At 41.7% G+C, this 24,394-nt stretch carries 24 protein-coding genes; 22 read left to right on the top strand and 2 right to left on the bottom strand.

From position 1 onward, the window contains the following. Positions 1-12 precede the first annotated feature (12 nt). The 20 genes from G592_RS0115055 (at position 13) to G592_RS0114960 (ending at position 19,500) form a co-directional block, all read left to right on the top strand. Positions 13-2,121, top strand: a complete 2,109-nt coding sequence (locus G592_RS0115055) for an amylo-alpha-1,6-glucosidase (RefSeq protein ID WP_028248528.1) — start codon at positions 13-15, stop codon at positions 2,119-2,121. Between the two features lie 48 nt (positions 2,122-2,169). Continuing rightward, positions 2,170-2,436: a hypothetical protein gene (locus G592_RS0115050; RefSeq protein WP_028248527.1), complete on the top strand. Its 267-nt coding sequence runs from the start codon at positions 2,170-2,172 to the stop codon at positions 2,434-2,436. 30 nt (positions 2,437-2,466) lie between these two features. Further along, positions 2,467-3,759, top strand: a complete 1,293-nt coding sequence (locus tag G592_RS0115045; protein ID WP_330365478.1) for an amidohydrolase family protein — start codon at positions 2,467-2,469, stop codon at positions 3,757-3,759. Positions 3,760-3,955: 196 nt separating this feature from the next. Continuing rightward, entirely contained in the window at positions 3,956-4,642 is a 687-nt protein-coding gene (locus G592_RS0115040; protein WP_028248525.1) for a F0F1 ATP synthase subunit A, read from the top strand. A gap of 20 nt (positions 4,643-4,662) precedes the next feature. Then, positions 4,663-4,887: an ATP synthase F0 subunit C gene (gene atpE / locus G592_RS0115035; protein WP_028248524.1), complete on the top strand. Its 225-nt coding sequence runs from the start codon at positions 4,663-4,665 to the stop codon at positions 4,885-4,887. Between the two features lie 47 nt (positions 4,888-4,934). After that, complete coding sequence (atpF, locus tag G592_RS0115030; RefSeq protein ID WP_028248523.1) at positions 4,935-5,417, top strand: F0F1 ATP synthase subunit B; 483 nt, start codon at positions 4,935-4,937, stop codon at positions 5,415-5,417. A 2-nt stretch (positions 5,418-5,419) separates the two neighbouring features. Next, positions 5,420-7,429: a F0F1 ATP synthase subunit alpha gene (atpA, locus tag G592_RS0115025; RefSeq protein WP_051194963.1), complete on the top strand. Its 2,010-nt coding sequence runs from the start codon at positions 5,420-5,422 to the stop codon at positions 7,427-7,429. A 3-nt stretch (positions 7,430-7,432) separates the two neighbouring features. Further along, positions 7,433-8,443, top strand: a complete 1,011-nt coding sequence (gene atpG / locus G592_RS0115020) for an ATP synthase F1 subunit gamma (RefSeq protein ID WP_028248521.1) — start codon at positions 7,433-7,435, stop codon at positions 8,441-8,443. Between the two features lie 39 nt (positions 8,444-8,482). Beyond that, positions 8,483-9,880 (top strand): F0F1 ATP synthase subunit beta, encoded by a 1,398-nt coding sequence (gene atpD, locus G592_RS0115015; RefSeq protein ID WP_028248520.1) that lies wholly within the window; start codon positions 8,483-8,485, stop codon positions 9,878-9,880. Between the two features lie 3 nt (positions 9,881-9,883). Next, complete coding sequence (atpC, locus tag G592_RS0115010; RefSeq protein WP_028248519.1) at positions 9,884-10,309, top strand: ATP synthase F1 subunit epsilon; 426 nt, start codon at positions 9,884-9,886, stop codon at positions 10,307-10,309. A gap of 177 nt (positions 10,310-10,486) precedes the next feature. Then, positions 10,487-11,431: an alpha/beta fold hydrolase gene (locus tag G592_RS0115005; protein WP_028248518.1), complete on the top strand. Its 945-nt coding sequence runs from the start codon at positions 10,487-10,489 to the stop codon at positions 11,429-11,431. An 18-nt stretch (positions 11,432-11,449) separates the two neighbouring features. Next, positions 11,450-12,493, top strand: a complete 1,044-nt coding sequence (locus tag G592_RS0115000; RefSeq protein ID WP_028248517.1) for a DUF6709 family protein — start codon at positions 11,450-11,452, stop codon at positions 12,491-12,493. A gap of 3 nt (positions 12,494-12,496) precedes the next feature. Continuing rightward, complete coding sequence (locus G592_RS0114995; protein ID WP_028248516.1) at positions 12,497-13,240, top strand: class I SAM-dependent DNA methyltransferase; 744 nt, start codon at positions 12,497-12,499, stop codon at positions 13,238-13,240. Continuing rightward, on the top strand, positions 13,240-14,109 hold the full coding sequence (gene hslO, locus G592_RS0114990) for an Hsp33 family molecular chaperone HslO (protein WP_028248515.1): 870 nt from the start codon (positions 13,240-13,242) through the stop codon (positions 14,107-14,109). Before G592_RS0114995 ends, hslO begins: the two co-directional genes overlap by 1 nt. A gap of 113 nt (positions 14,110-14,222) precedes the next feature. Continuing rightward, positions 14,223-15,929, top strand: coding sequence for a L,D-transpeptidase family protein (locus tag G592_RS0114985; protein ID WP_028248514.1), 1,707 nt, complete (start codon positions 14,223-14,225; stop codon positions 15,927-15,929). Continuing rightward, the gene (gene hisC / locus G592_RS0114980; protein ID WP_028248513.1) at positions 15,913-16,977 is read left to right on the top strand and encodes a histidinol-phosphate transaminase; all 1,065 of its coding nucleotides are present in this window, start codon (positions 15,913-15,915) and stop codon (positions 16,975-16,977) included. The genes G592_RS0114985 and hisC overlap by 17 nt, the downstream gene beginning before the upstream one ends. Next, positions 16,977-17,468 (top strand): COG2426 family protein, encoded by a 492-nt coding sequence (locus G592_RS0114975; protein WP_036953153.1) that lies wholly within the window; start codon positions 16,977-16,979, stop codon positions 17,466-17,468. The genes hisC and G592_RS0114975 overlap by 1 nt, the downstream gene beginning before the upstream one ends. 1 nt (position 17,469) lies before the next feature. Further along, on the top strand, positions 17,470-17,646 hold the full coding sequence (locus G592_RS17645) for a hypothetical protein (protein WP_155942216.1): 177 nt from the start codon (positions 17,470-17,472) through the stop codon (positions 17,644-17,646). Next, positions 17,634-17,825 (top strand): DUF6472 family protein, encoded by a 192-nt coding sequence (locus G592_RS0114965; RefSeq protein WP_028248511.1) that lies wholly within the window; start codon positions 17,634-17,636, stop codon positions 17,823-17,825. Before G592_RS17645 ends, G592_RS0114965 begins: the two co-directional genes overlap by 13 nt. Before the next feature lie 46 nt (positions 17,826-17,871). Further along, positions 17,872-19,500 (top strand): GH25 family lysozyme, encoded by a 1,629-nt coding sequence (locus G592_RS0114960; RefSeq protein ID WP_028248510.1) that lies wholly within the window; start codon positions 17,872-17,874, stop codon positions 19,498-19,500. A 681-nt stretch (positions 19,501-20,181) separates the two neighbouring features. Here the strand turns inward: G592_RS0114960 and G592_RS0114950 are convergent. Further along, on the bottom strand, positions 20,182-20,619 hold the full coding sequence (locus G592_RS0114950; protein ID WP_028248509.1) for an aspartate carbamoyltransferase regulatory subunit: 438 nt from the start codon (positions 20,617-20,619) through the stop codon (positions 20,182-20,184). Positions 20,620-20,632: 13 nt separating this feature from the next. Further along, on the bottom strand, positions 20,633-21,547 hold the full coding sequence (pyrB, locus tag G592_RS0114945; RefSeq protein WP_028248508.1) for an aspartate carbamoyltransferase: 915 nt from the start codon (positions 21,545-21,547) through the stop codon (positions 20,633-20,635). A 95-nt stretch (positions 21,548-21,642) separates the two neighbouring features. On the opposite strand from pyrB, the gene priA reads away from it, so the two are divergent. Further along, positions 21,643-23,874: a replication restart helicase PriA gene (gene priA, locus G592_RS0114940; protein WP_036953196.1), complete on the top strand. Its 2,232-nt coding sequence runs from the start codon at positions 21,643-21,645 to the stop codon at positions 23,872-23,874. Positions 23,875-23,899: 25 nt separating this feature from the next. Beyond that, positions 23,900-24,394, top strand: a complete 495-nt coding sequence (gene def / locus G592_RS0114935) for a peptide deformylase (protein WP_028248506.1) — start codon at positions 23,900-23,902, stop codon at positions 24,392-24,394.

Genomic DNA, 24,394 nt, shown 5'->3' with positions numbered 1-24,394 from the left:
TGGAGAATTGTGATGAATTTTGAATATGTTTTTGACAAGTTAAATAACTATAAAGCTAATCTATACAAGGAGTGGCTTTTGACAAATGGCCTTGGTGGCTATGCGGGAAGCACCGTCATCGGTGCTCATATGCGTACCCATCAGGGCTATTTGATTGCCAGCCTTCGTCCACCAGTGGACAGATACCTTGTATTTTCCAAGACTAATGAAAGACTTGTGTGCGGCAGTAGAATCTACGATTTGACCACTGCCCAGCACAAAGGTCCATACACCAGTGAGTTTAATCAGGGCAATATGCACCTGAAGCTTTTTAAATATGACGGCACCATCACTTATATCTATGAGGCAGGCGGAATGCGTCTTACAAAGACCATATCTTTAGTGTATGGAAAGAATCAGTGCGTTATCGCATATACGTTAGAAAATAATGGTCCAGCTGCCGGTGTTGTTATCACACCTCTCATGAACTTCAGAGAGCATGGTCAGCACATGACTGTGGATGATTTACGTTGGGAGCTTCCAGAGGAAGTGTTCCAGGAAGTAAGAGATGAGGCCAGTGGAAATATTGGTTTCTTCTATAAGCCGGTTGGCCATTCTAATGTTCGCATTTCTCTAATGAGTGCCGGATGCGAGATGGTAAAGCGAAACAACATTTACGACGAGAATATGGAGCTTCAGTTTGAGCTTGATAACGAGGCAGATGGATTAGATTGCCACCTTAAGCCATACGATTTCGTAATGGAAGTAGAAGCAGGTGGAGTGGCAAGGTGCTCATTTGTCTGCACAGTTGATGTACGTGAAAATGTTGGAAAAAAGAGAGGAGCTTTTGAAAAGCTTCCTGCCATTGAAAAGGACACAGCATTTATTGAGATAGAAAAAGCAAAGAAGCGTGTTGCTGATTTGATTGAGAGAGCAGAGTTCTCTGAGGAGGATGAGCTGGCTCAGCTGCTTACTGTTGCAGCAGATCAGTTTATCGTAGACAGAAGGTCTACAGGACAGAAGACTATCATGGCTGGCTATCCTTGGTTCACTGACTGGGGAAGAGATACCATGATTTCCTTCACAGGTCTTTGTCTTGAAACAGGAAGATTTGAGGATGCCAAATCAATTCTTTTGTCGTTCTCAAAATATATTAAAAATGGACTGGTTCCAAACATGTTTCCAGATGATGGAAAGGAGCCACTCTACAATACAGCAGATGCATCTTTATGGTATTTCTACGCAGTATACAATTATCTGAAATACGTAGATACGGATGAGGCATGGAAGTTTGTAGAAGAGGAAATTTATCCAGGTCTTCAGGAAATAATGGGTGCTTACAGAAAGGGCACACTATTTTCTATTGGTATGGATGACGACGCACTTATGCGTGCCGGAAGTGGACTTGATCAGGTTACATGGATGGATGTCCGCATTAATGATGAGGTAGTCACACCTCGTCATGGTAAGCCAGTAGAGATAAACGCTCTTTGGTACAATGCACTGATGACAATGGATGAGATTTCCAGAGGAATCGCACGTCGTACCCATAACAAACCAGAAAATTACCTTGCCTATGCAGGTGGCTGCAGCCAGCTTGCCATGTGGGTAAAGGAAGCTTTCAACGAGGAATTCTGGTACGAAGAGGGTGGATATCTTTACGATGTTGTAGGTGATGATTTTAAGGATGCATCTCTTCGTCCAAATCAGATTTTTGCAGTAAGCCTTCCATTTACAATGCTTGATCCTGCAAAGGAGAAATCTGTTGTACAGGTGGTAAAGGATAGATTATATGTAGGTGTGGGACTTCGTTCGCTTGATGTAGATGACCCACAGTATGTAGGCGTATATCAGGGGACTTTAGAGAAACGTGACCACGCTTATCATCAGGGCACAGCCTGGGGATTTCTACTAGGAGCGTTTATTGAAAGTTACCTTAAGGTTGGTGGCGGCAGCCCTCAATCTATCGAGGAAGCAAAGGCCTTCTTTGAGCCTGTAGAAAAGCACCTTGTGCAGAATTGCATCGGATCTATCTCGGAGATTTTTGATGGCGACGAACCACATCCAGGTCGCGGCTGTTATGCACAGGCATGGTCTGTTGGAGAGGTGTTACGAGCCTATGCGTTGCTTAAATCAGAATAAAATGTTAAATTATAGACGATTAATAAATAATTTTTGGAGGACAAAAATATGTTACCAGAGCAGTCAATTGAATTTAGATATGATACACAGCTTCTTATCGAAGGAGAGGACCTTGATGAGGATGCTATCAACGATTACATTACAGAGAACTTTGTAGGCGATAGCCTTCTTGCTGTAGGTGATGAGGAGCTCATCAAGATTCACTATCATACAAACGAGCCATGGAAGGTATTAGAGTATTGTCGTACCCTTGGCGAGATCTACGATATCGTAGTTGAAGATATGGATAGACAGGCTAGAGGTCTTCAGGGCTAATAGCTTTCCCGCTAGGAGGATAAAGAATTCATGATTCAAGAATCATTTGTGTTGCGAGGAGGCATTGCCTTCTCCGATAACAAAAATAATATTACTACATATTATAGAGGCTACCTTGTATGTGTCGATGGAATATGCAAGGGAGCCTTTCCTGCTCTTCCGGAGGAATATAAAGGGCTCAAGCTTTATGATTATGGCGAGAGACTTATTATTCCAGGAATGACAGATTTGCATGTTCATGCACCTCAGTATACCTTCCGAGGAATAGGTATGGATGAAGAGCTTTTAGAGTGGCTTTCTACATACACATTCCCAGAGGAAGCAAAGTATTCTGATATGGAGTATGCTCATCGCGCATATAATTATTTTACAGAGGATTTGCGCAGATGTTTCTCTACACGTGCTGTTGTATTTGGCACTCTTCATAATGAAGCTACATTAGAGCTCATGAATCAGCTGGACCAGACAGGTCTTATCACATATGTTGGTAAGGTCAACATGGACAGAAACGGTGGAGAGAATTTAGAGGAGGCAGATGCAGCAGCTTCCCTTCAGGCTACAAGAGAGTGGCTTGAAAGATGTGAGGGTAGATACGTAAATACGAAGCCAATCCTCACACCAAGATTTATTCCATCTTGTTCCGATGAACTTATGAAAGGTCTTGGAGAGCTTTCAAAAGAAAAGGGACTTCGAATTCAGTCTCACCTTTCAGAGAATCTTTCAGAGATAGCATGGGTTAAGGAGCTTGTTCCAGCTTCAAGCTGCTATGCAAATGCCTATGAACTTTTCGATACAATGGGTACACCAGAGTGTCCTACTATTATGGCTCACTGTGTTCACTCAGATGAAAAGGAAATGGAGATCCTCAAGAATCATGGAGCTTACATAGCACACTGTGCTGATTCAAATATGAATCTTACATCAGGAATTGCACCAATCAGAAAGTTCCTTGATGCAGGAATTAACATTGGCCTTGCTACTGATGTGGCAGCCGGTTCTTCAATGAACATGGTTAAGACAATGCTTATCACACTTCAGGCATCAAAGATGTATTATCGTCTGGTGGATCAGAATGTTAAGCCGCTTACTTTCGAAGAAGTTTTCTATCTTGCTACAGAAGGCGGTGGAAGTTACTTCGGCAAAGTTGGAACATTCAAGCCAGGATATGATTTTGACGCAGTGGTTGTTGACGACAGTAAGATGTGCTCTATGAGAGACATGTCGATTCGAGAACGTATAGAGAGAATGTGTTATAACGATGCGGATGCTGTTATAAAAGATAAATTTGTAAAAGGTCGAAAAGTATATACAAGAACAGAGTAGCGAAAGCTGCTCTGTTCTTTATTTGTTTATTTTTAAAAATAACATTTAAAACACAGTTCTAACAAAAACTTCTACTATAATCCATTAATGTAGAACTATATGTCGTGCATTATACAATATTCATAATTTGTATCTTATATTTTTGTCTAAAAGGTCTAAAATAGAGGACATATGAATAAGATAAGGAGGTGTTTTCTTGAATTTAGCAGAAGAGCTTATTGAAGAGCTAAATTGTGAAGCCGTTTTTACCCTCCACATAGGTAGTTATGAAATTCCGGTTATGGAGTCAGTTGTAGTTACCTGGATTGTAATGGGCATTCTTATTCCGTTAGCTATATTCTTAACGACGGGATTAAAGACACAAAATATCAGCAAGAAGCAGGCTTTCGCTGAGTTTATCTACGAAAAGCTGCACAGTATCGTAGGCGGAATGCTAGGCGAGGAAGCTAAGCAGTACACGGTCTACCTTTCAACAGTCCTATTATATATTGGTCTTTCAAATATAATCGGATTAATTGGATTTAAGTCACCAACAAAAGACTTGAATGTTACATTAGCTTTAGCGCTTATGAGTATCATTCTTGTTGAGGGCGCAGGAATATATCAGCACGGAGTTAGAAAGTGGCTACACAACTTTACAGAGCCAGTGGCCATCGTTACTCCATTCAATATCCTTGATGTATTCACAAGACCATTGTCTTTGTGCATGCGACTTTTCGGAAATGTACTTGGCGCATTCGTAATCATGGAATTACTTAAGATTGTATGCCCACCAGTTATCCCAGCAATCTTCAGTGTATACTTCGATCTATTCGATGGATTGCTGCAGGCATACGTCTTCGTATTTTTAACATCGTTATATATTAAAGAGGCAGTAGAATAAAACTCTAGGAGGAAAAATTTATGAACACACTTATAGCAATTGGAGCAGGTATCGCAGTTGTAACAGGACTTGGAGCAGGAATCGGTATCGGTATCGCAACAGGTAAGGCATGCGAAGGTATCGCACGTCAGCCAGAGGCAGAAGGAAAGATTCAGAAGAACCTTATCTTAGGTTGTGCCCTTGCAGAGGCAACAGCTATTTACGGTTTCGTTATCGCACTTATGATTATCGTAATGCTTCAGTAATCGAAACCAGTACTTCATTGTAAATATAAAAATAAGAGGATTAAAAAATGATTAACGTTTCATTTTGGAATATACTCTGGACTGTTGTGAATCTTCTGATTCTTTGTCTTGCATTTAAGAAGTTCTTCTTCAAGCCAATCGATAATATCATCGAGAAGCGTCAGGAAGAAGCTAAAGAAATCTACGACAAGGCTGAGGAGACAAACCGACAGGCTGAGGAGTACGCAAAGCAGTATGAGGATAAGCTTGCTAATGCTGAGTCTGAGAAGAAGCAGATTATTCTTGAAGCAAGAAAGAATGCAGATAATCACTATCAGAAGATTATTGCAGAGGCTCAGGAAGATGCAAAGACTATCCAGGAGAACGCTATTGCTGAGGCTACAATCGAGAAGAACAAGATTATTTCCAGTGCAAAGAAGGAAATTGCTGATATGGTTGTAGAAGCTACAGCAAAGGTTATCGGAGGAAGAACAGGGGCTGATATTGACAGCCAGTTGTTTGATGATTTTATTGATAAAGCAGGTGAATAACAGTGACAGATAAGTCTTTTAATTACATTAGTGATTTACATAGTATCAAAAACGCGGGATCTCACCTGCAGAATGCTGCATCTATCATCGAGATGGTGCCAGCAATTGGTGAGGAGCTCGCAGATCCTACTGTGCCTGACACTAAAAAGCACATGATAGTTGATAAAATCTTTCCACGTGAAATCAGAGATTTTATTAAGCTACTCTGTGACAATAGTGATTTTGACTCATTTGGTGAAATCGTTGCTGACTACAAGGCTTTCCTTGAGAATCAGGGAGAGAACATTGAGTATGCAACACTTAGATATGTTACAGCACCTACAGATGAGCAGCTTGCAGGAATTAGAAAGTTCCTTGCAAAGGAATATGGCAGTGAGGATATCCTTATTAAGAAGGAAGAAGATCCTTCACTTAAGAGCGGTTTCGTTCTTACAGTTGGCTCAAGGGAGTACGACTGGAGCGAGCAGAGCCGTATCGAGCAGCTTTCTCAGAGAATTAATGAGGCTGTTCAGAAGAGTACAGTAGATGAAAATATCCTTTCAATCTTAAGATCTAGTATTGATGATTTCGAGGTTAAGGATAAGGAAGTCGGAATCGTAAAGTGGGTTGGTGATGGTATTGTTAACGTTAACGGTATCGACCACGCATTTTATGGTGAGATTGTTATCTTTGATTGTGGCGTCAAGGGTATGGTTCAGGATATCCGCCGTGATGAAATCGGTATTATCCTTTTCGACCGTGACGTAGATATAAAGGAAGGTTCGAAGGTAGTACGTACTGGCAAGATGGCTGGTATCCCTGTAGGCGAAGGCTTCCTTGGCAGAATCGTAGATGCACTTGGTACACCTATTGATGGAAAGGGTGAGATTGATGCTGATGGATTCAGACCAGTAGAGTGCCCGGCACCAAGTATCGTAGATAGAAAATCAGTTAGCCAACCAATGGAGACAGGTCTTCTTTCAATCGATTCAATGTTCCCAATCGGTCGTGGTCAGCGTGAGCTTATCATCGGCGATAGACAGACAGGTAAGACATCAATTGCTACAGATACAATTATTAATCAGAAGGGCAAGGATGTTGTCTGCGTTTACGTTGCAATCGGACAGAAGGCATCTACTATTGCAAAGCTTGTTAATACATTAAAGGAGCACGGTGCTATGGATTACACTATCATCGTTAGTGCCACAGCAGCAGACCCAGCTCCACTTCAGTACATTGCACCTTATGCAGGTACAGCTCTTGCAGAGTATTTCATGTACTCAGGCAAGGATGTACTTATCGTATATGATGATTTATCAAAGCACGCAGTTGCATACCGTGCTATTTCACTTTTGCTCGAGCGTTCTCCAGGACGTGAGGCATACCCAGGTGATGTATTCTACTTACACTCAAGATTATTAGAGCGTTCAGCAAGAATCATTCCAGAGGCAGGAGGCGGTTCTATCACAGCCCTTCCTATTATTGAGACTCAGGCAGGCGATTTGTCAGCTTATATCCCTACCAACGTAATCTCAATTACTGATGGTCAGATTTTCCTTGAGTCACAGCTGTTTAACGCAGGACAGAGACCAGCGGTTAACGTAGGTCTTTCAGTATCCCGTGTAGGTGGTGCAGCTCAGACTAAGGCTATGAAGAAGGCTGCTGGTTCAATTCGTATCGACTTGGCTCAGTATCGTGAGATGGAAGTCTTTACACAGTTCTCATCAGATCTTGATGATGCAACAAAGAGACAGCTTGCTCACGGACGTGCTCTTATGGAGCTCTTAAAGCAGCCACTTAACAGACCTTTCTCAATGGCAGAACAGGTTATTATTCTTGTGGCCGCAAATGCACATATTTTTAGTGACTTAGATGTTATGAAGATTAAGAAGTTCAGACTTGATATGCTTGCATTCTTCCACGAGGAGCACAGCGATATTATCAATCAGCTTAATCAGACTAAGAATATGACAGATGAGTTAAAGGAAAGTATCATCGAGGCAGCTACTGAGTTTAAAAATAATCAGGAGTAAGCTATGGCAAGTACAAAAGAAATCCAGAATAGAATAAATAGTATTCAGGATACGATGAAGATTACCAATGCCATGTACATGATGTCCTCAATGAAACTTAGAAAGGCAAAGCAGAAGCTTGCCGATACAGAGCCTTTCTTCGATGCAGTTCAGCGAGAGCTTGCAGAGAACCTTGTTCATTTCCCAGATATCAGACATATATATTTTGATAATCGTGTGGAGGATGAGCAGGAGTGCTTAAAGCACAGAGGTTTTATTGTTTTCACTGGTGATAAGGGCATGGCTGGTGCTTATAACCATAACGCCATTAAGATGGCCCTTGATCGAATTTCTGATTTGCAAAAGGATGAGTACACATTGTTCGTAGTTGGTGAGGTTGGACGAAATTTCTTTATCAATGGCGGATACAATGTGGATGAGAATTTTAGATTTTCTTCAAATAATCCATCCATGCACAGAGCCAGAGTTATCTCAGAGTACATGATTGAAAAGTATAACAATGGCGAGCTGGACAGAATTGATGTTGTCTACACTAAGATGCTTAATTCTGTAACAGAGGAAACCTGTGTAGAACGTCTTCTTCCTCTTAGAACACACAAGTTCATTAAGGAAAAGGCTAAAGAGATTGAGGAGGATATTGAGGGAACAGGTAAGGCAGCTCAGGAAATGAAATCCGGAGTTAAGCATGTTCACTCAATTAACAGTTATGAGTACGAGGCTGTAACAAAGGGTGGCGACAAATGGATGCCATTCTTCCCATCACTTAAGGCAGTTTTGGAACAGCTGGTTCACAATAATTTTACAGGCTTCATTTACGGAGCACTTGTAGAATGTTCAGCCAGTGAGGAAAATGCCAGAATGATGGCCATGCAGTCAGCTACAGATAATGCAGAGGCAATTCTTCGTGAATTATCTATTGAATACAACCGAGTGCGTCAGGCCGCTATTACCCAGGAAATTACCGAGGTAATCAGTGGTGCCAAGGCACTCAAAAAGAAAAAAGCAAAAAAGTAATTTTTTTGTAGGCAGTTCTACATTAGGAAAGGAACAAACATGAAATTAAAAGGAAAAATCGTACAGGTTTCAGGACCTGTCGTAGATGTAGAATTTTCAGGGAATGACCTTCCTGCCATCAGAGATGCCCTTTACGTAATGGTAGGGGACGAAAAGAGAGTAATGGAGGTTTCTCAGCACATCGGTCTTGGCGTTGTAAGATGTATCTTACTTGCGCCATCTGAGGGACTTGCCCGCGATATGGAGGTTGTAGCCACAGGAGAGAGCATTACTGTTCCTGTTGGTGAATGTACTCTTGGTCGTTTATTCAATGTTCTCGGCGATACACTTGATAAGGGTGAGAAGCTTGATAATGAGGAACATTGGAGTATCCACCGTGAGCCACCTACATTCGAGGATCAGAGCCCTGTAGTTGAGATGCTTGAAACAGGTATCAAGGTTATCGATCTTCTTGCTCCTTACGCTAAGGGTGGTAAGGTCGGACTTTTCGGTGGTGCCGGTGTAGGTAAGACCGTACTTATCCAGGAACTTATCCACAACATCGCTACAGAGAGTGGTGGTTATTCAATCTTTACTGGTGTTGGAGAGCGTTCCCGTGAAGGTAATGACCTTTGGACAGAAATGGCTGAGTCAGGAGTTCTTGATAAGACAGCCTTAGTCTTCGGTCAGATGAATGAGCCACCTGGAGCACGTATGCGTGTTGCTGAGACAGGACTTACAATGGCTGAGTATTTCCGTGATGTTAAGAATCAGGATGTGCTTTTATTCATTGATAATATTTTCCGTTTCGTACAGGCAGGTTCTGAGGTTTCAGCCCTTCTTGGTCGTATGCCATCAGCCGTAGGTTATCAGCCTACACTTGCAAACGACTTAGGTGAGCTTCAGGAGAGAATCGCATCTACAAAGAACGGTTCTATCACTTCAGTACAGGCTGTATATGTACCAGCTGACGATTTAACTGACCCAGCACCAGCTACAACATTCTCTCACTTGGATGCTACAACAGTTCTTTCACGTAAGATTGTTGAGCAGGGTATTTACCCAGCTGTTGACCCACTTGAGTCAACATCGCGTATCCTTGAGCCAGACGTTGTTGGTGAGGAGCACTATGCAGTTGCCCGTGGCGTTCAGGAGATTCTTCAGAAGTATAAAGAACTTCAGGATATTATTGCTATCCTTGGTATGGAAGAGCTTTCAGACGAGGATAAGCTTACAGTATATCGTGCCCGTAAGGTGCAGCGTTTCCTTTCACAGCCATTCTCAGTTGCTGAGAACTTCACAGGCGTAAAGGGACAGTTTGTTACTGTAAAAGAGACAGTTCGCGGATTCAAGGCTATCTTAAATGGTGAGATGGACGAGTATCCAGAAGCTGCATTCTTCAATGTTGGTACAATCGAGGATGTTAAGAAGAAGGCTGCAGATCTTGCAAAGGAGTAACCTATGGCATCTTTATTTAATCTTAAAATAATTGCCTGCGATGGAATCTTCTATGATGGGCCATGTGAAATCTTAGTATTTCCAGGCGCCGATGGTGAGTATGCTATTCTCAATCATCACGAGGTATTTACCGGCATTGTGGAGATTGGTAACATCCGCTTCACAACAGGTGATGGCGAATTGAGACATGCTATTATTTCCGATGGACTAGTTACAGTTGAGCCTGATGGTTCGGTTGTAGTAGTTGCATATTCATGCGAGCGCCCAGAGGATATTGATACATTCCGTGCGCAGGAAGCTCTTGAGCGTGCTCAGGAACAGCTTCAGCAGAAGCAGAGCCGCATCGACTATCAGATTTCTACAAATAATATGGCTCGTGCCATGGCCCGACTCAAAGGCGCAGGCGCGAAAAATCTTTATAAAATTTAATGTATACCACAATCCCCCTGGTAGCTATCAAGTTCTGATATTTCTTTAGCGAGACATGTAGTCGAGCGGAGAAATCATCAGGCTTGATAGTGAAACCAGGGGTTTAGTTTTATATTGAATAACCATGTGAAATACAATAAAATGGTAGTACTTAAGGGTAGGATTGGAGGATGTGTTATGATTACACAGCAGGAGTATACATTTAATTCAGCCGATGGGCACTCGGTGATTCACTGTAGAAAATGGCTTCCAGAGGGGGAACCTGTTGCAGTTTTGCAGTTGGTTCATGGAATGCTTGAATATATTGAAAGATATGATGAGTTTGCTACATTTTTGGCTGAAAGAGGTTACGTGGTTGTTGGACATGATCATATTGGTCATGGTCATTCAGTTGCAAGTAATGATGAACTTGGTGTTATGACAGGAGTTCATCCATCAGATGATATGGTGGAGGACATCTATACACACTATTCAATGACAAGAAAAGCTTATCCAGCTTTAAAATATTTTATTTTGGGCCATTCAATGGGCTCATACATGGTAAGAAAGTTTCTTTCTGTTAAATCAGCATATATTGAGGCTATGAGCGGTGCCATTATCATGGGTACTGGTCAGGAAACTGCAGCTACATGTAATGGTGGTCTGGCAGTTATTAAGCTTTTATCAATATTCAGAGGTAAGAACTTCAGAAGCACACTTGTAAGGGATATGAGCTACAGCGCTCCTTATAAAAAGTTCGATTGTTTTGGTAAGGACTATGCCAATTCATGGCTCACAAAGAATATTGAAGAGGTAGAGAAATACTACAGCGATGAATATTGCACATTCCTGTTTACAGTCAATGCCTATAAGGGCTTGGTTGAAGCAGTTAAATATGTAGGCACAGCAGAGTGTGTTTCAAAGATGCGCACTAGCATGCCACTTTTTGTGGTTTCTGGAGATTCTGACCCTGTTGGAAATCTCGGAGAAGGCACAACAGCAGCGTTTGAAGCTTTCAGAAAGGGTGGCATTAAAGATGTCACTATGAAGCTTTACAGAGGGGACAGACACGAGATTCTCCACGAGATGGATAGAGAGCAGGTTTTCCAGGATCTCTATCAGTGGTTAGAGGCACATAGATAATTATATTCTGGAGATTATATGGATTCACTGGAGCATTTAATTACAAGGTCAATAAAAACATATTACAAAAATAGGCTTTATGCTCCTATCATATTTCTGGTTATTCTTCTGACATTGGCAGCAATTTTTCCGGTAAAGCATATGCTTTTTCCAAAGACCTACACTGCAGACAATGTTAGCCTGTACCAGCTCTATAATAATAAAGAGACATACGGCAAATTTAAGCTGAATAATCTTTATTTTACAGGTTACACCAGTAAATGGCTGGATAGAACCAGAGGCTACTATTACTACACTATGTTTAATTCAGAGTGTGTTATTGTCCTTTTGGATCCAGATACTTGCGAGCAGGGCGCACCTACTATAGATGAACTTACTGTAAAGGGACAGATTCTCTATGAGTCAGAGGCAGCCAGATCCTTGCTTTCTAATCTGGCCAGAGATCTTAATTGGAGTGAAGAAGGTATTTTGTCTACTGTTTCCAGCTATACTATCTCGGAGCCTGATGCCACAGGACTGGTATCTGAACTATTCGAGTTTTTCTATGTTTTTTCTAGTATATATAGCATTATATCTATCATTGTATATTGCGTTTTTATAGCTTTTCCTGTAGTATCTATTCCGGTCCAAAAGACAAGGGCTTACGGAAAGCCTGCGGAGATTTTGGCGGAGGCAGAGGAAGAGCTTGCCACACTTCCACAGTTGGCCACAGAGGATATGTTCATTACTGAGCATTACTTCATCGAGACCAGCAGCTACGGCGTGGCTATCGTTCCTATTGATGCCATCATTTGGATTTATAAATATTCCACTATGCATAAGTTCTTATGGCATCATTTTTCAATCACCTACACTCTTTATATTACTGCGGCTAAGCGTCATTACATCAAGTGCCCTAAGAATATTAAGAGTGATATCGACGGTATTATGGACTACCTTGCAGAGGCCAATCATGACATTCTTGTGGGCTTCTCAGAGGAGAATCGTCTCAAGGTGGAAGAAATCCAGGACGATTTCGAAATTATTAGAAAGATATCAGGCTTTTTATCTAAGAGGGTATAGAGGATGGAAGCTTATACAGGTTTTGCCAGTGTGTATGACAGGTACATGGATAATGTGCCATACGACACCTGGACAGAAAATATAAAGACTTTATTTAAAAAATATAATATGCCAATGGAGATTGTCTGCGACCTTGGTTGCGGTACTGGTCAGATTACCAGAAGGCTTAAGGAAGCAGGATATGACATGATTGGCATTGATGTTTCCTATGATATGCTTATGGAGGCGATGACTGCAGAGGATTCCGAAGGAATCCTTTATCTATGTCAGGATATGCGCGAGTTCGAGCTGTACGGTACAGTGGGCGCTGTTGTTAGTCTCTGTGACAGCATAAATTATCTTCGTAATTACGAAGAGCTTCTTACAGTTTGTAAACTTGCAAACAATTATCTTGATCCTAAGGGATTGTTTATTTTTGATGTAAAGACAGAGCATTTTTATCAGCAGCTAGGGTGCAGCACCATAGCAGAGAATCGTGAAGAGGGCAGCTTTATCTGGGAAAATGATTATGACTCTGAGACCAGAGATAATGCTTATTATCTTACGATTTACGAGGAAAATGAAGAAGGTACCTTCGACAGATATGAGGAGGAGCATCTTCAGCATGGCTTTACAGTAGATGAGATAAAGACCGCTATTAAAGAAAGCGGATTAGAGCTTTTGGAAGTTCTTGATGTGGCATCCATGTCAGAACCAAAAGCAGATAGTGACAGGTTGTATTTTATAGCAAGAGAGGTAACAAAATAATGAGTGATTATATAGTTAGAGCAACAGCAGCAAATGATGCCATCCGTGCATTTGCAATTACAAGTAGAGAATTAGTAGAGGAAGGACGTGTACGTCACAACACTTCTCCAGTAGTTACAGCTGCCCTTGGCCGTATGCTTACAGCAGGCTCAATGATGGGTGTTATGCTTAAGGGCGAGGACGATTTAGTCACTCTTCAGATTCAGGGTAGCGGTCCACTTAAGGGCGTTACTGTTACAGCTAACAGCAAGGGTGAGGTAAAGGGATTCCCTAACGTTTCAGTGGTAGATTTACCTCCAAAGAATGGTAAGCTCGATGTAGGCGGTGCTATTGACCTTGGTATTATGCGTGTTATTAAGGACATGGGTCTTAAGGAGCCATATGTAGGTACAGTTGAGCTTCAGACAGGTGAGATTGCAGAAGATTTGACATATTACTATGCAGTATCAGAGCAGATTCCATCATCTGTAGGTCTTGGTGTTCTTATGAATAAGGACAACACTGTAAACTGTGCAGGTGGATTTATCATCCAGCTTATGCCATTTACAGCAGAAGAAGTTATTGCAAAGATTGAGGAGAACCTTAAGACACTTCCATCAGTTACGGATATGCTTTCAGCTGGCAAGACACCAGAGCAGATGCTTGAGACAGTTCTTGCTGGTCTTGATATCGACTTCAAGGAGACATACCAGGTATGTTATAAGTGCGATTGCTCAAGAGACAGAGTGATAAAAAGCCTTGCATCTTTAGGTAAAGAAGATATGGATGATATCATTTCAGATGGCAAGCCTGTTGAGGTTAGATGCCAGTTCTGTAACGAGGCTTACGAGTTTGCTATTGATGAGTTAAAGAGCTTTAGGAAAAATTAATGATAGATGAGTGTTTACAGGGAAAACTTTAGTTGATTTTACTTGGATTTTTCCTGTAAACTATCAAGCGGACAAAGTATGTACTTATATATAGATATAGAGGAATTAAGATAATGAGTGGAGTTAAGAAGACGGCAAAAGCTCGTAGAAAAGCTCATAAATTTTATTTTGATAAAAGAACAATGCTTCGTATAGAAATCATCGCGGGCATTGTTTTATTTGTGTATCTGGCTGGAAGTATTTTCTTTGGAAGCCATTTCTATATCAGAAGCAAGGTAAATGGAGTAGGGGCATCATTTAAGACTGCAGAAGGCGCATACGAGAAGATTCTTACAAACGCAGATAAATACACCATCACATTTGAAAATGCAGAAGGCGAAGTGATTAACGAGGTTAGCGCTGCTGACCTTGGTGTGGATGTAAATTATCAGGTAGATGAGGTTCAGGCTCTTTTGGACCAGCAGACTGGTTTCAACTGGATTGGACGTCTTATTATCCCAGAAGAGAATTACACAAAGACAGGTAATGCTTACGATGAGACAAAGGTTAGAGCAGTAGCATCAAGTCTTGATTTTAGTCATCAGAAATCCACTAAGGAATCTGAGAATGCATACATTAAGTTCGACGGTAATGAGTTCGTTATTGTTGACGAGGTTTATGGAGACCGAATCGACGCACAGGGCGTAGAGGAAGCTATCATCTATGCAGTAGAGAATCTCCAGACAAAGATTAGTCTTGCAGATGGCACATGCTATCACAAGCCAGAAGTTAAGGCTGAGGATGCTAATATTATCGCAGCTAAGGAACTCCTTAATAAATACATGAATGTTAATATTCATTATGATTTAGGCGAGGGCATCTCAGAGGAGATTCCAAAGGATATTAAGGCTGGATTCTTCACCTGGGATGACGATTTCAAAGTTGATTTCGACAGAGAGGCCATTGGCGAATACGTTAATTCCATGGGCGACAAATACAACACCTATGGAAAGAAAAAGCAGTTTGTTACTACAGAAGGTGAAGAGATAGAAGTACCTGCAGGTTCATTTGGCTGGAGAATCGCATACGATGGTGAGATTGATGCCATCATTGCAGATCTTAAAGCTGGCGAGGATGTGACCAGAGATTTCACATACCTTTACCGTGGAACAAGCCATGGCGAGAAGGATTACGGTAACTCGTATGTTGAGGTAAATCTTACCACTCAGCATGTTTACGTTTATAAAGATGGAGTAATGGTTCTTGATACAAGCTGTGTATCAGGAAATATTTCTAAGGGACATGGCACACACACAGGTGTATATCCAATCGCTTACAAGCAGAAGGATGCCACCCTTAGAGGAGATAATTACGAGTCTCACGTAAATTACTGGATGCCATTTAATTTGGGCGAAGGTCTTCACGATGCTACATGGAGATCTAAGTTCGGAGGCACACTTTACAAGACCAGCGGTAGCCACGGTTGTGTAAATCTTCCACTTTCACAGGCTGAGAAGATTTACGATATCGTTGAGGCTGGTTGGCCAGTAATCGTATTTTATACAGGTGATACTGAAGAGGAGAATTTCAGACTTCAGAATCCACAGATTGATGTTATGAATCTTATCGCAGATATTGAGACAGTTACCCTTGAGTCTGAGGCAAAGATTGCTCTTGCAAGACAGAAATATGATTCACTTTCAGAGGAACAGAAGCCTCTTGTTACGAATTATGAGGATCTTGTAAATGCTGAGCTCGTTCTTCAGACTTTAAAGGCACAGGCAGCGGAGTTGGCACCTACAGAGGGAGAAGTTGTAGATGGAAATGCAATCATGGACTAACAACATTAGAAAAGTAATACCTTACACACCAGGCGAGCAGCCAAAAGTCAAAAATATTATTAAGTTAAATACAAATGAGAATCCATACCCACCAAGTCCTTTGGTGGGTAAAGCTATTTCTGAAGTTAGTATGGATTCCCTTAGAAAATATCCTGATCCAGCCTGCTCAGTATTGATTAAAGCCTTGGCTGATTATCACAATCAGGATATTTCAAAAGTTTTCGTGGGAGTGGGTTCAGACGATGTTCTGGCAATGGCATTCCTTACATTCTTTAATTCAGATAAGCCGGTTCTTTTCCCGGATATCACTTATTCATTTTATGATGTGTGGGCTGATTTATTCAGAATCCCATATGTTCAAAAGCCACTTGATGAGGAGTTTAAGATTAAGGCATCAGATTATGAGCAGCCTTGTGGCGGTATCGTAATTCCGAATCCAAACGCACCAACAGGTGTGGCAGAGCCAGTAGAGTTTTTCGAGAGGATTGTAGCAGCTCACCCAGAGTGTGTTGTTATCATCGATGAGGCTTATGTTGATTTCGGTTCAAAATCTTGCATAGATTTGACAGATAAATATGATAATGTGCTTGTTGTTCGCACATTCTCAAAATCCAGATCCATGGCAGGCAACCGCATTGGTTATGCCATTGGCTCACCAGAATTGATTAAGTATTTGTCTGATTGCAAATTCTCATTCAATTCTTACACTATGGATACTATCACTCTTGCAGCAGGCGTAGCCTCTATCCAGGATGATAAGTATTTCAAAGAAAAGATTGATGCTGTCATTGCCACAAGAGAGTGGACAAAGGAACAGCTTAAATCATTGGGATTTACCTTCCCAGATTCAAAGAGCAATTTTATTTTTGCCAAGCATGAATCCGTAAATGCGGTATACATTTTTGAGGAGCTGAAAAAGAAGGGCATTTATGTCCGTCACTTCTCAAAGCCAGAGCGCATCGCAGATTACCTTCGTATCAGTATTGGTACGGATGAGGAGATGCAGAGGCTTATAAAAAATATTAAGGAAATTTTAGGAGTAAAGTAATGATTAGATATTTAATTGTATTTTTTGTTTCAATGGTACCACTTGTAGAGCTTAGAGGAGCTATTCCATGGGCATATGGATATAAGGCTTTAGATCCAAACTTTAATCTTTTAGCATCATATATCATAATTGCAATCGGAAATATGCTTCCAATGCCAATTATTTATTTATTTGCACGTAAGGTTCTTGAGTGGGGTAAGGATAAGCCAGTTATCGGTGGTTTCTTTACCTTCTGCCTTGAAAAGGGAGAGAAGGGGGGAAAGAAGCTTCAGGAGAAGGCAGGTCGTGGCCTTTTCGTAGCACTTCTTCTTTTCGTAGGTATTCCAGTTCCAGGAACAGGAGCTTGGACAGGTACACTTGCAGCATCTATTCTTGATATGGATTTCAAGTCAACAATTCTTGCTGTTGTAGGTGGAATTGCACTTGCAGGTTGTATCGTAGGTTTAGTTTGTACATTAGGTCTTGGTGCTTATATAGGAGTGGCAGCTTAGTATGGATACAGCAAATATGTTAATAAACGTAGTTGCAATTTTAGCAGGGTTATTTCTCTACATTGGTGTTACAAACACCAAGTGGGGGAAGGAGCATGAAGGCTATCAGTATGCCATTATGCTTGGAACAATTCTCTTTGCAGTTTTAGTAGGAGGATTTATAAGATGGCTGGTGTAAAAGGCTCAACAGCTTGTGAGTACTGCAATAACTTCGTTTGGGACGAAGAGGATGAGCAGTATTACTGCGAAATGGATATGGATGAGGACGATTATGTCCGCCTGGTTTCAGGTCACTATAAGGAGTGTCCATATTTCGTAGATGGGGACGAATATAAAGTTGTTAGACATCAGAACTAACAAATATGATAGAATAAACTTAATATAATGGAGGAGGGTTTAGTTTATGAAATTTAAAGGTTTGGTAAAGGCGTGCGCTGCGTTAATGCTTTCAGCTGCATTAATGGTTTCCACACCACTTACAGCTAGTGCGGCAGGCATTCAGGGTATCGATGTTTCCAAGTATCAGGGAGGCATCAACTGGGCTGCAGTTGCACAGTCTGGTATCACCTACACATTTATTAAGGTGGGTAGTACAAACACCGGAATAGACCCATATTTCGCAGCAAACGTTAAGGGAGCGCAGGCTGCAGGTATACGTACAGGTGTATACATCTATTCGTATGCCACAACAGTTGAGGCTGCCATTCAGGAGGCACAGCTTGTAGTACAGTGGATTGAGGGATACAACATCAATTTCCCTGTAGCCTTCGATATTGAGGATAAGACTCAGAAGGGATTGGATGCCAACACATGTACAGCCATGGCAAACGCTTTTGCAAGTGTTATCAACCAGGCTGGTTACACACCAATTCTTTACACATACACAAATTTCTATAAGTCACATTTTACATCAGCACTTGCATGTGACAAGTGGATTGCTCAGTATGCAGACCACAACGACATTGCAGGATGGCAGATTTGGCAGTACTCTTCAGGCGGAGCAGTACCTGGTGTAAATGGTCGTGTTGATATGAACGTAGCTGTTAAGGATTACACAGCTTTCATTCCTCAGGTTGGTTTACTCGACCTTGGACAGGGCAATGTATTCTTCTACAACAACTTCCGTAAACAGTACGGTTGGGTAGACATTGCAGGAGTTAAATATCACACAGATCCAGCTACAGGTCTTGTTACCACAGGCTGGTTTGCAGATGAGACTGGAGCATATTACTTCCTTCCAGGAGCAGCGAATGCTGTTACAGGTTTAAATACCATCGATAAAGGTATTTACTACTTCAATGAGGCTGCACAGCTTCAGACAGGTTGGATTGACCTTGGTGGAAATACATTCCTCTTTAATCCAGCAGAAAATGGTAAGCTTTACACAGGCTGGTGGAATGATGTAGAGGGCGTTCGTTACTTAGATGCCACAGATGGTCACTTGGTTAAAGGTCTCAACGCTATTGATAAGGATGTTTACTATTTCAACGAGAAGGGATTCCTTCAGGTTGGATGGGTTACACTTGATAAGATTACATACATGTTCAATCCATTGGATGGCGGTAAGCTATACAAGGGATGGTGGAACGATGCTACAGGTGTCTACTACTTAGACCCTACAGATGCACATCGTGTAACAGGACTTGCAGCTATCGATGGAGCAGTATACTACTTCAACGAGCAGGGCCAGATGCAGGTAGGTGTAGTTAAGGTTAACGGAGCAACATTCTTCTTCGGAGCTGATGGCAAGATGCAGACAGGCATGCAGACTATCGGAGATGGAATCTTCTACTTCGGTGAGAATGGTGCCATGGTTACAGGAAGCTTCGCAACACCTGACGGTATCTACTACGCAGGTAAGGATGGCAAGCTTGTATTCAATCAGGTAATCACCATCGACAAGAAGCCATACCTCTTCGGAGCAGATGGCAAGCTTGTAGTTAACCAGCTTGTACAGGTTGGAAATATGTATTATCAGACTGATGCAGCAGGCATCGTAATTGCACAGGCTCCAGCTACTCCAGCACAATAAAGATAAGCTTAATTCAGAGGTTTAGTCAGTGATGGCTAAACCTCTTTTTATTGAGCTTTGTTCATTCTATCTGCCAAGAGTCCCAGTCAAGTGCAAGGCCTGGCGGCTCGGCTTCGCCGCCTCTTGACAGAGCCTCTTTTGGCAGATACTAGGCAAACAAGCTCAAAAAAAATAGGACTGTGGCAAAGCCCATTGCATTTACTACCTGAGACCTACTAATTTGATAAGGTAGTAAATTTTTTTAGATATTCTACTACCTATATACAAGAAATGAACACAGGTAGTAACTTTTTACTACCTCAGGAAAAACTATCAAAATAGGCAGTAGTTTATAAGTCAAAAACTACTACCTCTATAAGCAAAATCTTTTCAGGTAGTAAAACTCCAATTTTTTCTTACTACCTATATCAATATATTTACCATTAGATAGTAAAATTGATAATCTATCTGTATTTTTTTATATAAATAATTGTCCCAGTTCCAAATATGTAGTGTGGCTCTGTCACAATCCTATTTTCACCCCTGCTTGATTATCACATATCAGCTAAAGGTCGAGATGTCAATGCCGCGCAGCGCCAAAGGGAAGCATTGACTTTGAGACTGAGCTGATATGCTGTATCAAGCAGTGTGAAAATAAAAAGAGGTTTAGCCATAGACTAAACCTCTGAGTTAAACTTTAATTTATTTCTTTCCTGTATATTTCTCTTCACAGTATTTACAACGATATACTTCGTTCTCTTCGTCGGTGAGTACGAATATCTGAGCAAGTTCCTGCTCCACAGTGCTGATGCAACGAGGATTCTTGCAGGTAATTACATTTTTGATTTCCTTAGGAAGCTTAAGTGCACGCTTCTCTACGATAACATCATCCTTAATGATATTGCAGGTGATGTTGTGGTCGATGAAACCAAGGATGTCTAAATCAACTCTCTCGATAGGACACTCGATTTTGATAATGTCCTTGCGACCCATCTTGTTTGACTTGGCATTCATAATCATAGCTACTGTACAGTCGCAGCCAAGATTTCCAAGCTGAAGGTCGTTGTATATTGTCATGGATTCGCCGGCCTTGATGTGATCAAGTACGAATCCCTGATGAATTCCACTAATGTTAAGCATTTGTATTCCCTCCCTATACTAATTCAAGAAGCGTCAGTATCAGCGCCATTCTGATGAATACACCGTACTTAGCCTGGGTAAAGTACATTGCTCTTGGGTCATCGTCCACATCAACAGAGATTTCATTAACTCGTGGAAGTGGATGAAGAACCATCATATCTTTCTTGGCAAGACGCATCTTCTCAGGAGTGAGAATGAAGAAGTCCTTCAAGCGGATATAGTCTTCTTCGTTGAAGAAACGTTCACGCTGAACTCTTGTCATGTAGAGGATGTCCAGCTCGCCCATAACATCATCTAAGGAATCTACTTCCTTATACTCGTATCCATTTTTATCAAGTACATCCTCGCGAATATACTCTGGAACACGAAGTTCCTCTGGTGAAATAAGTACGAATTTAATTCCCGGATAACGAACAAGTGCATTAATAAGAGAGTGCACTGTACGGCCGAATTTTAAGTCACCACAAAGTCCGATAGTAAGGTCTTTGATTTCGCCACGTAAAGAGCGAATGGTAAATAAATCTGTAAGTGTTTGTGTGGGATGTTGATGACCACCATCACCGGCATTAATAACGGGAATAAGAGATCGCTGAGAAGCGACTAATGGAGCGCCTTCTTTTGGATGACGCATAGCGCAGATGTCTGCGTAAGAAGAAATAACACGAATAGTATCAGAAACACTTTCGCCTTTTGATGCTGATGAAGAATCAGCTGAAGAAAAACCAAGTACAGAACCACCAAGATTAAGCATGGCAGCTTCAAAAGAAAGTCTTGTACGGGTGCTTGGTTCATAGAAGCATGTAGCTAGCTTTTTGCCGTGGCACTTCTCGCTGTACGAGCTTGGATGAGCTTTAATATCATCCGCCAGGTCCATAAGCTGCTCTAGCTCCTCTCTGGTAAAGTCCAGAGGGCTCATTAGATGACGCATATGTATCCTCCCTGAAAATGAATGATTGTTTTCAAATCAATTTATTCTATCATATTGAATTCAAAATAAAACCCTTTTATGCTAAAATATTTTTTATGAAATACGCAGACGTTATTATTGACATCTCTCATGAGAGATTGGATAAGACATTTGAATATATAGTTCCAGATGAGTTGGAAGAGCAGGTTACAGAAGGGGTTCAGGTAGTTATTCCCTTCGGTCAGGGCAATCGTGCCATCACAGGTTATGTGGTAGGATGCCATGACAAGCCGGGTTTCGATGTTACTAAGCTGAAGCCTATTGCGAGAGTTGTAAAGGACAGTATCGCCATAGAGTCTCAGCTTATTTCTTTGGCTGCCTTTTTAAAACGTAATTACGGTAGCACCATGAATCAGGCACTTAAGACAGTCATTCCTATTAAGAAAAAAGAGAATGAAAAACTTAAGAAGGAAATTTCACTTGCTATATCACTGGAGCAGGCAAAGATTGAATTAACAGAGCTTCTTACAAAGAAGAATCATGCCCTTGGTAAGGAGCGTTTACTCCGAGAGCTCTTGGAAGTGGACACTCTTGATTGGGAGCTTGCCACAAAAAAGCTTCAGGTACCTACAGCTAACATTCGTGATTTGGAAAGGAAGGGGATTATCCACATCGAATCAGTTCGTACTTTCCGTAATCCACATCTTAATAAAGATGCAAACAGAAAACAGATTACCCTCAATGAGGAGCAGGAGGCTGCAGCTGAACAGATTAAGGCAGACATAGATACAGGGCGCCACAAGACTTATCTCATCCATGGTGTCACAGGCTCTGGCAAGACGGAGGTCTACATGGATGTTATGGAACATGTGATTAACATGGGACAGCAGGTTATTGTGCTGATTCCAGAAATTGCACTCACATACCAGACTGTTATGCGATTCTACACCCGTTTCGGAGATAAGGTCAGCATTCTAAACAGCCGCATGTCACCGGGAGAACGTTTCGATCAGTTTGAGCGTGCCAAATCCGGTGAGATTAGTATTATGGTTGGCCCTCGTTCTGCATTGTTCACACCATTTGCAAATCTTGGGCTTATTATCATAGACGAGGAACACGAGCCAAGCTACAAGTCAGAGGTCATTCCTAGATATCATGCCAGGGAGACAGCTGTTTACAGGGCAAAGCTTGCAGGTGCCACAGTTATCTTAGGTTCTGCCACCCCAAGCCTTGAGGCATACAGCAGAGCCGCTGCTGGGGAGTATCAGCTTATCACTCTTCAAAACAGAGCCATGGGCCAGGATATGGCCACATGTGAAATCGTGGATCTGCGAGCAGAACTTCAGTCTGGCAATCGTTCCATGATTAGCCGCAGGCTCAAAGAGCTTATGGCAGACAGATTAGCAAAAAAGCAGCAGATTATGCTGTTTTTAAATAGAAGAGGCCTAATGGGCTTCGTTTCTTGTAGGGCATGTGGTCATGTGTTAAAATGTCCACATTGCGATGTTGCCCTGCATTTACACAATGGCGGTATTATGAAATGCCACTATTGTGGATTTACTACCAAAGCGGCAAAGACTTGTCCTAGCTGCGGAAGCAAATACATCGGCAGCTTCAAGGCTGGTACACAGCGCCTGGAGGAGATTGTTAAGGAATCATTCCCACAGGCTAGAGTACTTCGCATGGATGCTGATACCACCTCAGGCAAAAACGGTCATGAGGAGATTTTAGCAGCTTTTGCAGCCCATGAAGCAGATGTGCTTATCGGCACACAGATGATTGTAAAGGGCCATGATTTCGCCAATGTTACTTTGGTAGGAATTATCGCTGCAGATATTTCTTTGAATGAGTCTGATTTCCACAGTGGAGAGCGTACCTTCCAGCTTCTTACCCAGGCTGTAGGTCGTGCAGGCCGTGGCGTGGAGCCAGGTATTGCTGTTATTCAGACATATCAGCCAGAGAACTATGCTGTAGTATCATCTGCAAATCAGGACTATGACAGCTTCTATTCTCAGGAGATAGCCTATAGAAAATTATTGTCATATCCACCTTGCTCACATATGCTTGGCATTCAGGTGAGCTGCGACAAGCAAAAGGATGCCTACGGTCAGGCAGATGTTCTGGCGGACCTGATTAGACGAACCGACCCTGAAATTGTTATAATGGGTCCTGAGGATGCCTACATCGGAAAGCTTAAGGATGTTTACCGCAGGGTAATTTATCTCAGGGCTGACGATTACGACAGGCTTGTCCGAATTAAAGATGCAATCGATAAATTTTTATTGGAGCAAAAACAATATCGAAATACCAGCACATGGTTCGATTTTGATCCAATCAATACTTTGTAAATGTGTTTTATAGAAAGGAAATAAAATGGCAGTTTTAGACATTAGAGAATATGGTAAGGATGATGTTCTTTTAAAGACATGTAAGCCTGTAAAGGAGCTTACACCAAAGCTCAAGACATTAATCGAGGATATGTATGACACAATGTATGATGCAGATGGTGTTGGTCTTGCAGCACCTCAGGTTGGCGTACTTCGCCGCATCTGTGTTATCGATATCGGTGAGGGCCCTGTTACTCTTATTAACCCAGTAGTACTTGAGACATCAGGTGAGCAGACAGGAAACGAGGGATGCCTTTCAGTTCCAGGAAAGACAGGTGTTGTTACACGTCCTAACTACGCTAAGGTTAAGGCTTTCAATGAAGATATGGAAGAGATTATCGTAGAGGGTGAGGAGCTTATGGCTCGTGCACTTCTTCATGAGATTGATCACCTTGATGGCCACATCTACACAGAGAAGGTAGAGGGTGAGCTTTACGATGTAGAAGATTTAGTTGAAGAAATCGACGAGGACGAGGAGTAA

This window comes from Pseudobutyrivibrio ruminis CF1b (assembly GCF_000424005.1).
GTDB classification, from domain to species: Bacteria; Bacillota; Clostridia; order Lachnospirales; family Lachnospiraceae; genus Pseudobutyrivibrio; species Pseudobutyrivibrio ruminis_C.
This window is presented reverse-complemented; position numbering and strand designations above follow the sequence as displayed.